Origin of the sequence: Corynebacterium sp. HMSC08C04, from assembly GCF_001807495.1 — a bacterium.
Lineage (GTDB): Bacteria > Actinomycetota > Actinomycetes > Mycobacteriales > Mycobacteriaceae > Corynebacterium > Corynebacterium simulans.
The window spans coordinates 241929-256545 of sequence record NZ_KV789202.1; the positions used below are offsets into that span (position 1 = coordinate 241929).

General features: G+C 54.9%; 11 protein-coding genes and 1 pseudogene. 4 read left to right on the forward strand and 8 right to left on the reverse strand.

The features are described from left to right. Positions 1-100: 100 nt before the first annotated feature. From HMPREF3169_RS04355 to HMPREF3169_RS04380, 6 genes are read right to left on the reverse strand one after another with little or no spacing between them, the layout of a single operon-like run. Positions 101-2743, reverse strand: coding sequence for a DEAD/DEAH box helicase (locus tag HMPREF3169_RS04355; RefSeq protein ID WP_210387452.1), 2643 nt, complete (start codon positions 2741-2743; stop codon positions 101-103). Then, the gene (locus HMPREF3169_RS04360; protein WP_210387454.1) at positions 2736-3671 is read right to left on the reverse strand and encodes a HamA C-terminal domain-containing protein; all 936 of its coding nucleotides are present in this window, start codon (positions 3669-3671) and stop codon (positions 2736-2738) included. Before HMPREF3169_RS04360 ends, HMPREF3169_RS04355 begins: the two co-directional genes overlap by 8 nt. A 16-nt stretch (positions 3672-3687) precedes the next feature. Further along, the gene (locus tag HMPREF3169_RS04365; protein ID WP_070455785.1) at positions 3688-6330 is read right to left on the reverse strand and encodes a DEAD/DEAH box helicase; all 2643 of its coding nucleotides are present in this window, start codon (positions 6328-6330) and stop codon (positions 3688-3690) included. Between the two features lie 12 nt (positions 6331-6342). Then, complete coding sequence (locus tag HMPREF3169_RS04370; protein ID WP_070455787.1) at positions 6343-7980, reverse strand: site-specific DNA-methyltransferase; 1638 nt, start codon at positions 7978-7980, stop codon at positions 6343-6345. Further along, complete coding sequence (locus tag HMPREF3169_RS04375) at positions 7980-8210, reverse strand: helix-turn-helix domain-containing protein (RefSeq protein ID WP_070455789.1); 231 nt, start codon at positions 8208-8210, stop codon at positions 7980-7982. The genes HMPREF3169_RS04370 and HMPREF3169_RS04375 overlap by 1 nt, the downstream gene beginning before the upstream one ends. Beyond that, positions 8207-9064, reverse strand: coding sequence for an NBR1-Ig-like domain-containing protein (locus tag HMPREF3169_RS04380; RefSeq protein ID WP_070455791.1), 858 nt, complete (start codon positions 9062-9064; stop codon positions 8207-8209). The genes HMPREF3169_RS04375 and HMPREF3169_RS04380 overlap by 4 nt, the downstream gene beginning before the upstream one ends. A 178-nt stretch (positions 9065-9242) precedes the next feature. Here HMPREF3169_RS04380 and HMPREF3169_RS04385 point away from each other — a divergent pair, with 178 nt between their 5' ends. The 3 genes from HMPREF3169_RS04385 (at position 9243) to HMPREF3169_RS04395 (ending at position 11273) form a co-directional block, all read left to right on the forward strand. Further along, positions 9243-9443 (forward strand): hypothetical protein, encoded by a 201-nt coding sequence (locus HMPREF3169_RS04385; RefSeq protein ID WP_070455838.1) that lies wholly within the window; start codon positions 9243-9245, stop codon positions 9441-9443. A gap of 353 nt (positions 9444-9796) precedes the next feature. After that, complete coding sequence (locus tag HMPREF3169_RS04390) at positions 9797-10570, forward strand: sigma factor-like helix-turn-helix DNA-binding protein (protein ID WP_210387456.1); 774 nt, start codon at positions 9797-9799, stop codon at positions 10568-10570. Next, on the forward strand, positions 10506-11273 hold the full coding sequence (locus HMPREF3169_RS04395) for a phage antirepressor (RefSeq protein ID WP_070455792.1): 768 nt from the start codon (positions 10506-10508) through the stop codon (positions 11271-11273). The genes HMPREF3169_RS04390 and HMPREF3169_RS04395 overlap by 65 nt, the downstream gene beginning before the upstream one ends. 736 nt (positions 11274-12009) lie before the next feature. Here HMPREF3169_RS04395 and HMPREF3169_RS13570 read toward each other — a convergent pair. Together HMPREF3169_RS13570 and HMPREF3169_RS04410 are read right to left on the reverse strand one after the other, a co-directional pair. After that, positions 12010-12204, reverse strand: a pseudogene (locus tag HMPREF3169_RS13570) (hypothetical protein). Positions 12205-12419: 215 nt separating this feature from the next. Continuing rightward, on the reverse strand, positions 12420-14003 hold the full coding sequence (locus HMPREF3169_RS04410; protein WP_083286056.1) for an alkaline phosphatase: 1584 nt from the start codon (positions 14001-14003) through the stop codon (positions 12420-12422). A gap of 233 nt (positions 14004-14236) precedes the next feature. Here HMPREF3169_RS04410 and HMPREF3169_RS04415 point away from each other — a divergent pair, with 233 nt between their 5' ends. Further along, complete coding sequence (locus tag HMPREF3169_RS04415) at positions 14237-14617, forward strand: zinc ribbon domain-containing protein YjdM (RefSeq protein ID WP_070455794.1); 381 nt, start codon at positions 14237-14239, stop codon at positions 14615-14617.

Sequence of the window (14617 nt, forward strand, 5' to 3'; positions counted from 1 at the left end):
GATCTGATGCTCGTCGCCATGACGTCCGCGCGGCAGGTGCGCGTTTCGACCTAAGGGGGTCTGCGCGAGTGCTTGCGTTAGCGGGTATCAGACGAGGGTGTTAGAACAAGAAACCTGGCATCGAGAAGGCTTCTGGCACGTTGTATCTGATTTCGTTGGCTTCTTTGCGGACGTTGATGTTCGAGCTTTCGAGAAGAATCGGGTTCAGGTAGGGCGTTCCTTCGTGAAGAAAGATTGCATTGGAGACGTTGGTTCGAATGTAGGTGGCGCTCTCGCGGGTGAATCCCAGCCGTTGGAGAAGAATAGTTTCCTGTTTCGTTGTGCCGTACTCGATGTACTCGTACCAGTCGTTGCCGAACTGCTCTACCCCGTGGACCTTCTTGTATTCGTTGGAGAATTTGAGGAAGTAGTTCGACAGGCTGAAGAGGATGACATCTTCAAGAACTTTCAAGATTTCACTGATGACGATGTTGCGGTGCTGGAGCGTGTTCTCGTAACGGATCGCTCCTTGCCCTTTGACATAGAGCGTTCCTTGTTGCAGGCGGTACTGGAGGGCACGGTTCATGATCGAACGGAGTCCGTGACCTTCCATCCATTGTGTGAGCAATACGGTGTACCAGCGCAGCATCGTGAGTTGGTTGCTGTACTTATCTGTTTTTCCGAGTGTTTCGGGGTCGTAGACGCGCCATTTGAAGATTGAGGCGAGCCTTTGGAGAAACGCGAGAGTTTCGTCGTAGTTGAACTTCCCGTCCGGGGAGATGCGTGGGTAGTTGAGTCCGGCTCGGACAGCTTGAGTTAAGGATTCTGCTTGGTCGACGGATACGTTGATGTCGTCGTCTTGTTGCCCTTCTCGTTGTGCGAAGGATTCGCGGATTTGGCTGACGGTTTGGTCGTCGAGGTAGTCGGAGAATTCTTCACGCACTAGGCTTTGACGTCCTGTGGTGATGTCGCGCAAGAGCATGAGTCCGAATTTGCGCTTCATGTTGTAGCGTTCGTAGCTTTCATCTCCCTTGGCGAACTCGATCTGTCCTTTTTGGAGATCAGCAACGACCCCTTGCTTCATTTTCTTGCTGATAATTTGTGAGTCAGTTTGCACGGATAGCTTCTGTGCAGGAACGTTCGCTTGTAGGAGTTCCTTGGCTTTTTGCTCGGATGCAAGTTGGTTGCCCACGATGATGAATACGTTGCCGTAGAGGTTGAACTCAATACGCCCGACTCGGCCGATCAGGTTCTTGAAGTCGACTGCTGTCATTCCTGCTTTGCCGACTTTGTTGGTTGTGATGACGAGGTTGTCGGCGGGAAGGTTGACTCCTTCTAGAAGCGTGCTGGTACAAAATAGTGTCGAGATTTTGCCTTCGCGGAACAGGCCTTCGATGCGTTCGCGGATTGCTGGTGGAAGGTAGCCGATGTGGTAGCTGACGCCTCTACGGATGAGACCGCTGAGGTAGTAGTCCTCGTGGACGTCGCGTTCGATGTCTTTTGCGAGAGCGTCCAAGTCTTTATCGTTGAGGTCTGCCAAACCCTCGGCATAGGCACGCGCCGCTTGCACTGCGTGATCTCGGGCAGCATGAAACACGATGGTTTGCCCACGGTGATCTGATCGTCGTGATGATTCACTAACAAATCGGGTTACGCCCTGTGCGGTAGCGTGCTGAGCTTGAAGCGAGGCTAGGTGCGTGAATTCTTGGGTGTGGTCGTTGTAGCTGGAAATGGTGTTCTCGTGCAGGTTGACGAGGTATTTGAACTGCACGACTGGCGAATACTGGGTTGCGACTGCGTTGGTTTCATTCTCGTCAGAGTTTGGATCAACCAGCCTTAGGAGTACCTCTGGGTTGGGAATGTTGGGTGAAGCGAAGACGAAGTGTGGTGGCCTGTGGCGGTGTTGAAGAATCGTCACGGTTTGGTAGTAGAACGGGGCGCGACTGTTCTTGCCTGAAAGCTTGTGCGATTCGTCGAAAAAGACGTACTCGAACTCGATCGCAGGTTTGCCGATCAGAAGGTAAAGCAACCGTTCTGGGGTAAGCACGAAGATGAAATTGTGATCGCCTTCGAGCACGATGTCACCAGCGGCACTGACGATTCGATAGTTGTGCCGTTCCAGGTCTTCGCCAAGGTCAGCGATCAGTTTCGAGCGGGTCTCGTTAATCAGCGCTTTTGACGGCACGATGACCGCAAAGTTGGCCTTCACCCCGGATATGATCTGGTTGGTGATGAAAGTGCGCATGATGAAGGACTTGCCCAAGGATGTCGGGGCTGAGAAGGAAAACTTGCCGTCAGTGAGGCGGCCGTAGATTTTCTTTTGCGGCGCGAAAAACTTCATCGATTTGTCACCGGGTACGGTGAGGTATTCGGCCTGGTAGGCATTGAATGCGGCGTCGAGGATGCCTGCATCGGAAGTCACGCCCAGCTGCTTCAGGCCTGGGTAGTTACCTAGCGTGGTGAAGATTGCAGGAACGTATGCTTTCGTTCGTGCGTCTTGTGGGTAGAGGATGTGGCACAGGAGCGCGATTTCTTGCGCCCACACCCTGTGCCGGTCACGATTGTTAGGGTGGATTGATTTCGACAGCAGATCCGCAAACCGCAGCGCTGCTTCAAGATCCACATCGTATGGTTGACGATCCACCAGCCCCAACCGATGTAAGCCGTAGTTGTAGAGCAGGTTTGTGTACAACTGTTTGAGGAATTCGTTGGAATCGATGTCGGAAAATACGAGATCGCCGACGGTTACTTGCTTGTCAGACATGGCTACCACCTGGCCCGCCCACGAACCCATCCATGATTGCGCCCGCGTCAACGTCTACTTCGTTGAGGGGCAGAACGTAAATGTAGAACGAGTAGTTATCCAAGTTTCGTGTGTTGATCTCGTCGGCGATGCGTTGGGCGTGCGCGGCGATATCTACCTGCATTTTCTGATCGAGTGCAGACCGATACTGCTGATTGTCGTAGTTCTTCGGATTCAAACCGATGTCGTAGCCCAGAAACATCGAATAGGCAGTATCGAACACGGGTGCCCCACCCGGCTTCGGGATCAGCAGATCCTTCACGTAGCCTGCGGTCGCTGCGTCGAGAGTCTTGGTGAACACGGTCTGCTCGGCGAGCTGAACCTCGTCTGAGCGATTCTGCTCGATATCTACAACACGGTCGAATGCTGCAGTGATGGCATCCCCAATATTGCCCACAACGCTGGAGGTTCCAAACACGATACTGCTGGTGGTTCGCTGACCGTCTGGTATGAGTAGGTGGATGGCGTCACAGCGGCTGTGGATCTGGCCTCGGGCTTGGTTGAGCTCGATCTTACTCATCACTTTGGGTGCTTCGAGGATTTGTTCGAGCAGGACGTAGAGCAAGATTTCACCTAACCCCATGCCGTCTTGTTGTGAACGCATCCGGTTTACCGCGTCGAGAGCGACTTCTTCGAGATCGTCTCGTTGCTTATAGCCTTCGTATTCGGCGCGGGAGAAGACGTAGCGTCCAACGTTGCGTTTGAGGAACCTGACGAGGGCTGTGTGGTCGAAGCGGTTGCTTTGGACAGACAGATGGAACAGTCGTAACTGTTCCTCGTTTCGAAGACCTAACGTGTTCGAATGCGCCACCTCGGTGAACGTGGACTCAAACGTGTCGCCTCGCAGCGTTGGCGTGATCGTCGCCTGTGCCATCTCGTCTTCTCTCAAAAGGTGTCCTTCCCGCCTAGAGCTTTTCGAGGATACGCACGAGCTCCGACAAAGTAACCGCCCCGTCAGGAGGAGTGACTCCGTCCTCGAAGACCATGTAGTAGCGATAGCCATTGCCAGACATGTTCGCCCACGCCCGTCCGAGCCTGATCTTGCGGTTAGAATCGTCGTTCTTCAAATGCTCGCCCTTGGACTCGACAACCACGATGGTGCCGCTGGTGGTCATCATGACGAAATCTGGGTAGTGATTGAACGGACCATTGAGGCAAAAACCCTTGCGTTCAATGACGCGGTGCCACCAGCGAACGTTGTCCATTCCGGAGAAACGACCAGCGAGTTCGAGCTCAAAGCCGTTCATCTTGTCTTCGGCCTCATACAGCGACCCGCCAATCAGGGAGCTGGCATGAATGGGCTGGATCGCTTTCGGAAACGGGTATAGCGCTTGAACGTCAACGCGCCGGGTTTCGATGTCCTCATAGAACCTCTTGACCTTATGCGCTTCCAAAAGACCATCGATTTTTTGCTTGACCTTGCTTGCTACCGCATGCGGGTGCTCTTGATAGGTCAGCAGCTGCTCGGTGCCGAACGCTTCAACCATCCGCACAATGTATGCGCGCAAATCAGAGTCAGTGATCGAATTGATCGGTTTGATCCGATCGTAGATGGCGATTGCCGTGTTGCGTTTTTGTCCTTCGACGCTCAGTTTCGAGAAGTGTTCGCGCATGAATTTCTGATCGGTACTCGACATCCGGAAGGCTTTAGGAACCTCGGAGTCTTTTCGCACGTCGATCTTGTACATCTGCTCGTCTGCCGTTGACAGGTCAATGTCGATGTCTTTCGTCTTTAAGTCAAAGTCACCGGCTAGTGCCTCGTGCTTGAGCTCGTTGTATCCCTCATGAGCAGTAGGGAACAATGCTGATCCGGGTTCTTGGATGACGAATTGGGGAAGGCGAAGGGTTTCGATCTCGTCAGCAAATTCGGGGTTCACGAAGCTCGTGTCCACAGCATCCTTCAAATCCGAGGGAACGTAACCCTCACCCATCTGTGCGGCTTTTTCGGCCTCCTGCTCATAGTCCACACCCTGCTGAACCGCCTGCTCGATCATCGAAGCAACCGTCGGATCCGGCGAAGGATCCTGTGAACTAATGGACTCGTCTCGCGCATCCAGATCAGCTGCAACCGCTTCTTCGTCAAACTCCAAAAACTCTTCTACATCCACACTCTGCTCCGGGTCGGCAGGCGTCGGGGCAGGTTGGGTTGACTGGCTCGTGTTGGTGAAGTCGAAAGCTATTTGGTCGGCTGCGCGGAAGTCGCGCTTGGAGAATCCTGCACTGTTGAGACCCGCAACGATCTGATTGAGCGTGGCCCCGAAATCGTTCGAGGAGGTCAACACGTAACTCATGTTCAACAGCATGTTCGGTTGCTGCTTAGCGTGGGGTTGGCGCAGAACACGGCCAAGAATCTGTTCAACATCGACCTGGCTGGTCTTGTTTGCCAACGACGCCAAAATATAGGCGAAGGGACAATCCCAACCTTCCTTTAACGCGTTCACGGTGATGATGAACCTGATTGGGCACTCCTTGCTCAGCAGGTCAACGCCCTTGAGCTCGTTCACGTCGGCGGTCTTGATCGCGATCTGTTCTGCAGGAATACCAGCTTTGACGAGCTTGTCGCGCAGCCGCTCAAACGAGGTAGCGTCCTCGCTGGTCTTCGGCTGAGCTTGAAACAACACGATCGGTCGAATATAGGAGCCGCCATTCTCGTGCTGTTGTGTTGCGGCGATTTCTAGTGAACGGCGAAGGTCGATCGCGTCAGTGACAACATCCTTTTGTGACGCCCGGTTATATGCGATGACTGGAAGTTTGACCATGTTCTCGTTTTTGAGTGAGAGCGCATCCACATACGAGATCACATTCGCTTGTCGTTTCGGGGTTGCGGTCAGATCAAGAATGAATGCTGGATTGAAATTGGTGAGCATCTCCTGGCTCAACGTGCTCGTCGCGTGATGCGACTCATCCACGATCACAACCGGATTCAACTGGTTAATCACCTGAAACAGTGCAGTCTCATCCGCGTTCTCGATCGGCTGCTCCGGGGCACCAAACGCAGTCGCGAATGGTGCCAGATTCCCGTTCGCTTGGTATGCCTTACGCCCATCCTTTGTCCGTGAGCGGAACGAGTCATACGAGAGCACCATCACTGACAACTGCTCAGCCACCGTCGATGGGCTGAAATTCTGACCAGCCAGCAGTTCTTCCTTCGAATACACCTCAACTCGGCCACCGAAATCAGTATTCAGCTTTTGTCGATACGGGTGTAAGGGATCCTTCAACGTAGCCAACGTCTGCGTCAAAATCGAATCTGACGGCACCAGCCACACCACGGCCTTCTTCCGCGTCGGCGGCAGCGCCTCGAAAATCGGCTTCACCGACGCACAAGCCAAGAACGTCTTCCCACCGCCAGTTGGAACCTTGTAACACACGTGGGGGACGCGATCGATCACGTTCTGGTAGCCCAGCATCTGCGGGGTGCCAACCTCGATCTGGTGAGACTCCCAAAACACCTTAAAAGCATCACTCAGCGTGGGCTGCTCGTTGACCTGCATCAGGAAATCCTCCAGATCGGCAACCACCCGGTTTTGATACTTCTTCAACTCCATGTCCAATACTCCTTAGAGACGGGTGATATCCCGAGGGATCTTCTTAAACGCGATATTCAGCGAGCACAGCTCCTCATCCGACAACAAACAGGTATCGGCATAAATAACATACGAACTAGCCGCACACTCAGGAGGAATCGAAGCCAGATAGCCACGATCCAAACTCGTCACACGATCCGGCTCGAACACGAAAAAGAACGCCGCATCCTCATATCGTCCTAAGAAATACGGATGGGCACTGGGCGGATTCGAGAACGGCTGCCCCGTCTCGGTGAACCACACATACTCACGAACCTGCTTAAGTGGAACATCGGGATTCAAATCACCATCAACAAGAAGCGGCGCGCCTAACTCGTAGAAAGAGAATGACCCTCCTGTTCCGGGAACTTCATCCTTATCGGTGCGGTATCCGTCGATCACTCGTTTGGCCCGCTCTGCCGTGATTGATTCTGCGTAGTCGCTGAGCTCTACGAGGATGAATTTTCTGTCTGCGTCGTCGTACATATTTGAATTGAGCACGGCGTGTGCGGTCGTTCCTGAGCCTGCGAATGAGTCTAAGACGATGCCGTCTGTATTGCCATGCAGGGCGATAATCCATTCGATTAGTGATAGTGGTTTAGGGGTGTCGAATTTCTTGTTTCCAAAGATTGCCTTGATTACTGCAGTCGCGTCGGCGTTAGTTCCATAGCCATCGAGCCACGTATTCCATCCGAATGATTTTTTTACGTCACGAATTTTCTCGTATGGAACCCAGCGCTCAGTTTCTCCATTTACAACAACCCCTGGGTCGTATGATGTTTTCTCCCAGTGAGCAGCCTCAGGATTGTCCAATAACTCTGACATACCTGCGTGAGCAGGACTCCAACGCCAGTAGCCGTCAGACCCGTCATTCTTGATTGGGAATACTTCTCCACCATTGGGTGCAGTAATGGGGAACCACAACGTCGGTCGATCTGATCGGTCGGAAGTTGCACCCCATTTTCGTAACTCACGCCCTTTTCGATACGGGCCCTTGCTGTCCTTGAGGTCAAGCTTCCCAGTTGTCTTCTCTTCTTTGACAAGACTTGATTGGTCACCCTTGGTGTAGAACAAAATGTATTCGTGCCCTGTTCGCAGGGCCGTTTTATCTTTCCCTCCACTTGGTTCAGAGCGCACTGGCGCACAAGCAAGTCGGTTTGCAGGGCCAAAGATTTCGTCCATGATGCAGCCTAGGTTGGACAGCTCTGTGTCACTTATCGAGACAGCAATCAATCCGTTTCTGGCTAGCAGGCGATGGAGAAGTCTTAGCCGTGGGTACATCATGCATAGCCATTTGTCATGGCGGGAGAGGTCTTCGCCTTCTTTGCCGACGACTTCGCCAAGCCATTTCTTGATTCGTGGGTCGTTGACGGCGTCGTTGTAGATCCAGCCTTCGTTGCCTGTGTTATAGGGAGGATCGATATAAATGCAGTCAACCTTGCCTTCGTACTTTGGTAGTAGAGCTTTGAGGGCTTCGAGGTTGTCACCATGAATAATCATGTTCTGTGAGCCGTTGTCCCCATCGTGTTGGCCGTGCTCGTCATATGAGTATTGGCGGTCGAGGACGCGGTAGGGAACGTCGAGGTGGTGGGTGATCACCTTGTCTTTGCCGACCCAGTTCAGTTCTGGCATTAGCGTTCCTCCTTAGGCTCGTGAGGGGTGTTGGGATGTGGTTCTTCTGCGGCTTGACCGGTGCGGACCCATTCGTCGATTTCTGAGAGTTTGAACTTCCAGACCCTGCCGACTTTATAGGCAGGGAGATTATGGGTTGTTATCCATTTCGTGATGGTTTCCCGGCGCACCCCGAGGTGGGCTTGCGCTTCTTTCATGGTGACCCAGTTTTCTAATTCAGCTTCGCTCATCGTTCCTGCCTTATCGCGTGAAGATCCGGGTTAATAACTGTGGCATTGACATTGAATGTTGTAGTCGCTTGAGGGAAGCAGTTCTCGCCTTCCTGGTTGCGCATTTCCCAGTGGCTTGAGGCAGCACCTTCATAGCCTTGCGCCCGAAACGTGCAAGAAATCTTGATGAACTTCGCTGTCGCCGGTGGGCTGTCAGGAATGGCGATCTGTGTGGTGCCGACGGGTCGTAGTCGCGGGTCTGTTGGATTCGTACAGATGAGTGTCCGACTGGTCCAGTCGATGCTGCCAACGTTGCGCAGTGTCCATGTGTGAGTGAACTCGACCCAAAATCCTGGCTTGTGTTTTTGCAGTGCGGGCGGTTGCGTCACGTCGACGCGATCTCCTTGATAGAGCGGCTGCGGCGCGGGGTTTATTTCTTCTGGTTCCTGGTCTTCAAGGCGAAGTTGGTAGCAGTGTTCAAGGACATCGCAATGGTCTGGGTCATGGATGATCGCGTCGAACCAATCTGTGAGTGCCCAAATGAATGCTTCTGGTTCGATAGTGAGGGTTGAGGGCAGTCCGGCATCTTTGCCGACTTCTTGGCAACGATCATCCAACGTGCGCTTCGTGCTTGGGAGGGGCCTCAGGTGGGCAAGAAGGAAATCATGCAACGATTTCTTGCTCACCTGTGTAGGAAATGACTCGTATTGCGGTTCGGAGATCGGTTTTGCCCCGGTAAAGATCTTGCGTGCGTACTCGTCGTCTAACCGCTCTGCACTGCCAGCGTGTTGGAATACGGCTTGGACGAATTTTGCCTGGTTAGTGATGGGACTCTTCCGCTTGTAAACAGCGCGACAAAACTCGGGCAAACCCATATGCGTCACGCTCCTCTATGCCGAGTCCCAAAACTAGTCCCAGAAGTCCCAGTTTTTGCTTCCCTCAACGATCTGAAGTCCCAAAACCACAGCGTTTGATGAGTATGTGAGCAAAACACGAGCCGACGAGACGAACAACTGTCATCTCATTATCGCACGCCGACTCGCGCGAACGCTCATGAACACGCACCAACTGGTGGTGGGTGCCCTGATCGTGGCGAAGGAGGTGAAGCACATGGGTAAGAACCGTAAGCAGACGTCGGCGAAGGTGGCGTCCAAAGCGTCGAAGATTCTGACCGATGGTCGTTCATCGGAACGGACCAAGTCTGTTGCCGCGTCGGCATTAGCGCAGGCCAGGCCATCTAAGCGCGGCAAGTAGCCGCAACCACTCCTGCCTGGTGTGAGTACTTCTCGAGCCAAGCAGTGGAGGCGGTAGTGCTGGTGGCCACCGGCACTGACGTTCTCCGAAGCCTGAGCGTGATTGTTCGGGAGCTCATCTGGCGGATGAGCGAAGCCCTATGGCGGGTGCAGGCCGTGGGGTTCGACAAAAGATTCACTAGTGAGACCTGCTCTGGAAGCGCTCGGCGGGTCACCTCACCCAACCCCTCTTTGTTGAGGGACGGGTGGGGTGGCTCGCCTTTGTCGTCTTCCTAGCAGTTCTCACCAGTGATCTGAGCCAAACAGATCAGGTCTCCAAATCACCGGGATTCCCGGAGAAATGGAGATCCTTCGATGAAGGTCACCTTCAAGCACGAAGCAGATAACAACAAGAACGAGTCCATCACTGACACTTTCGACATTGACCCTAGCGAGTTCGCTCTCATGATCGTTACCGACCGGCAGCAACGTGCTGCAGCTACTGGTGTTCCGCTTGATCAGGTTAAGCCCCGCACCGCACAGAAAATCCTGGACGAGTTGTGGAACGCCGAGGAAGCTGCCACGCATCAGGCGGTTCGCGCCGATCGCGGCAAGGGTAAGAAGAAATGCACGTGCGGGGCTGGGTGCGGTCCTCGACGTGGATGCCGCATCCCGAATAACAAGCCGTTTTCGTATGAGCAGATGCTCGACATCGATCTTGATCCAGCTTCACCGGGTATCAGCGCCGAGGATCAGGTTATTGAACGTGAAGACACCGTCGAGCGTGCCCGTGAGCTCGAGGTTATGCGTGACGTCATCGCTGGTTTGGATCCTCAGCATCGTGAGGTGATGACGCGCCTTCTCGCAACCAGCAAGCTCAATCAGGCGCAAGTGGCGCGCGATATGGGGTTGACCCGTGCTCGGGTATCGCAGCTGGTGGCAGAGGTGAAACCGCTGATCCGACAGGCGGTTGAGGATACCCGATTTAACACTTTCGGTGGTGTCGGCAGTGGGGTGAGGCCCTTAACCCTTGTGCCGCCCGGCACGACTTTCTCTCGACGGGGTCTCGGAAAGGAACCCCGCCATGGGAAACCAGATTCAAACATTTACCAACGACGTGTTCGGCACCATTCGCGTCATCACCAATGATGGTCAGATCCTGTTTTGTGGGAAGGATATCGCCGCCGCGCTCGGGTATGCCAATCCCTGCAAGGCAGTACGCGATCATGCTCACGCCGATGGGGGTCTAAAACGTTACCCCATCGTCGACGCCATGGGATGCGAACAAGAAGCCACCTTCATCACCGAAGGTGACCTCTACCGCCTGATCATCTTCTCGAAGCTCCCGGCAGCGCAGAAGTTTGAGGCTTGGGTGTTCGATGAGGTGTTGCCGACGATTCTCCGCCACGGCATGTATGCATACGACGAACTCCTTGCTGACGATGAGTTCCTTGAGCATGCCATCGCCACGCTTCGTGCCGAGCGGGCCAAGCGATTGGCAGCAGAGCAAGCTTTGCTTGAAGCGGCACCGAAAGTCTCGTACTACGACGTTGTGTTGCAGTCCGATTCGTTGTTAACGACGACGGCGATTGCGAAGGACTACGGGCTGAGTGCGAAGAAGCTCAACCGGATCCTGCGTGATGCTCACGTGCAGTTCCATCAGTCTGGCCGCTGGTTCCTCTACGCCAAGTACGCCGAGCAAGGATTCACCCAGTCCAAGACCCACGAATACGGCGAAGGACGGACCCGCACCCACATGTACTGGACCCAGCAGGGCCGACTGTTCATTTACGAGGTTCTCAAGAACCAGCTCGGCATTCTGCCAGTGATTGAGCGTGAGGGTCAGGTGTAAGCATGACCGTCGCGACTCTTGATAGTGGGTTTTCGAAGAAGAACTCTGAAGGCTATCTGGACCTGACGAGCTAACACGCGCTCAAGAAGCTTCGGCGTGAACAATTCGGCTACCGGCCCTTGATTTATATCTGCTCGCCCTACTCGGGCGACACCGAGGCGAACGTTGAGCTGGTCCGCCAGTTCTGCGGATTTGCAGTGAGCTCGGGCAAGATCCCATTCGCCCCGCATCTGTTATTTCCGCAGTTCATGGATGACGTCGATTCTGATCAGCGTGAGTTGGCGATGTTTTCAACAGAGTGTTGCTCGCTAGATGCGAAGCGCTGTGTGCTCGCGACCAATGTCAATGCCCTAACGGACTAGCACGCGCTACATCTTCCGCACGCCGTAGACGCCGTAATTTTCGGAAATGAACGTTGCGACTATGCTCCACGAAAACAGCGTCGCCAAGACTGTGGGCGCTTAAGCCCCGGGTTTTAGACTGGCGGTACCCACGCGAAGTAAAAAGCCGCCTTCACGGTGGATGTTTAACGTCTGGCAGATGAACTCGACGCAGAAGCAATTCCGATACTGATTAATGAACAGGATCATTTCCGACGTTTCTCAGTCGAGTTCGGATGCGAAAAGCCGAAGCAGCCTTCAACAACCCGTTGGTGTCGCGTAGCTGGTGATTTTCTCGACGCAGTTTGGCGACCTCTGCCACAAGGTCCTCAGGCAACCGTTTAGTAACGCGTCCCTCACGTCGAGCGGGCTTGCGTCCATTGCTTCGCTGTGCGCCACGAAACACCCAGCTATGGGTGCCACGTTCTTGCCTGCTTCCTGCATCGAAATATTCTCCGCCAGAATTGGATCTTCTACCAAGTGGACGACTCGGTCCTTCACCTCCTGATCAAACTTCTTCGGCATGCTCGAAGATTTTCCCATCTACTCAAACGGAACAAAACCTAGGGCACTTCACCTACCGACCAGAGCGGCTTTGCCCTTCGGATAAGACTTATCCTTCCGTCCTGTCTTCTGACTGTGTCCTTTCAGCGGCGAAAACGTCCAAAGCCCTCGTCATCCCCTAGAAAGTGACGGTGTTTCCGTCTGTGGGGAGACGAGGGCTGGTGCTTGCCCGTGGCCTAGTGGCGGGGCGTCGGCTAGCGCATTAGGCGAACTGCTTGATGAGGTCTTGCAGAGCCTTGAAGTCGAACTTGACCAGGCCAAGGGCCTGAGCCGCAGCGGTGATGATGCCGAAGATGAGGGCCATCACGCCGGCGCCAGCCAGGCCAGCGCCTGCAGAAGAGGAGCCGTTGGAGGAACCGCCGTTAGATGGCTTGTTGTCGGTATCGCCGGGGTTGTCGGTGTCGTCTTCAGCGGTGTTGAACCACCACTCGTCCAGGGCCAGCTTGGCCACGGTGGTGTTGTCGATGTACTCGCCGCGGACTGGGTCGGTGCCAGAAACCTTAGCCTGGATATCTTCGGAGCCGGCGCCCATGAAGAAGAACGGTACTACCTGGTTGGTGTGGTTGGTGGAGTACCACTCGTGGGTCGGAGCGGTGCCCTTGGTGCCGGTCTGTGGCTTCCAAGCGTCGGTCTCATCCGCGCCGGAGAGGTAACCAGTCTCGTGGTCAGCGGTGACAATCAGCAGGGTTTCCTCCCAAGAGGAGTTCTTCTCAACCCAGTCGATGGCGGCGTCGACAGCCGCGTTGAAGTCCTGGACCTCTTCGATGTCGCGGCCGGTCTGGTTTGCGTGGCCGGACCAGTCGATGGCGCCGCCTTCAATCATGAGGGAGAAGCCGTCCTCGTCCTGGCCCAGGGCGTTGAGTGCGCCGTTGGTCATGGTCGGCAGGTCGACGATGTCGTTCTTCGGGTCGGTGCCTGGCTCCTTCGCCTTGGCATCGCCGGAGCGGTTCTGCTGCAGGGTGGTAGCAACTGGTGCCAGGCCGAAGTACTTCTTACCCTCTTCTACGTTGCCAGCAGCCAGGGACTCAAAGCCGGCGGTGTTATCGGTGAACTCCCAGCCCTTCGAGCCGTCGCGAAGCGCAGCGAGGTTCTCCTTGGAGATGTAGGAGTAGTCCTCGGAACCGGCAGCAACCTTCTGAGCGTCGTCGTTGTACTCAGGGTGGCCCGCGCCCATGATGACGGAGAGATCGGAGTTGATCATGGAATCGCCGATCTCCAGGTAGTTGTTGCGGTTCTTGTTGTGCGCCGCGAACGCGGCTGGGGTGGCGTGGTCAAACGGTACGGAGGTGACGACGCCTGCGGACTTGCCCTCGCGGATGGCGCGCTCGGAGAGGTTTTCCATCTCGTGGCCGTAGGAAGAGACGCCCAGGGTGCCATTATCAACCTTGGAGCCGGTGGCCATTGCGGTGCCGGCCGCAGCAGAGTCGGTAGGGCCTTGCTTGATGTACTCGTGGTCAGACCATGCCTTGGCTGGGTCGTAGGAGCCGCCGTGCGGGAAGGTGGTCATGGACAGACGGTTAAAGTCCTCGAATGCCTGGACAGACTCGCCCTCGAGCTCCTTGGCGGTGTCAGCACCGAATGCGCCTTCAACCAGGTACTTAGACTGGCCGGACTCGTAGAGATTGTTGGAGGCGATGTGGCCGTAGCCCATACCGTCACCAATCATGTAGATGACATTTTTCGGGCCAGAAGCAGCGGCGTGTGCCGGGGCGACAAGGCCAGTGGTCAGGGCGGTAGTGGCTACTGCGGCCACGCTAACGCGCAGGGCGCGAGAGAAGTTGCGCATGAGAGAGCTTTCTATGTTTAAGGTCTTAGGGACTTTAAAGAGAGATAGGAATAGAAAGAGGCAAGTTCCAAAAGTGAGAGTGGAATCAACCGCGCATAGATCTAGGCAGGCGGAGTAACAGCGGGACCACGCACGGGTTAATAAGAATCGAACTTTGAGGGGAACTCTTTTGAACGTCAATTACCCACTACGGCGTTCAGCCGTAGGCACGAGCACAGGTTAGAATCCCTCTCATGACTGAAAATGCAGCTGCGACGTTGCCGCCATGCCCTGAATGTTCCTCCGAATACACCTACGAGATGCCGCCGCTCATCGTCTGCCCGGAGTGCGCGCACGAGTTCGAAGCCACCGCCGCTGGTGCGGACACCGACTCCGCTGAGCCCCAGGTAATCGTTGATTCTGTGGGCAACGCGCTTGCCGACGGCGACACAGTCACCGTCACCAAGACCCTCAAGGTCAAGGGTGCGCAGCAGCCGTTAAAGTCCGGCACCAAGGTCCGTGGCATTCGCCTGAACTTTGATGCTGGAACGGGCCAGGAAGACCACAACATCGACTGCAAGATTGATGGCTTCGGCGCCATGACGTTGAAACCGGCGGTGGTCAAGAAGGTCTAG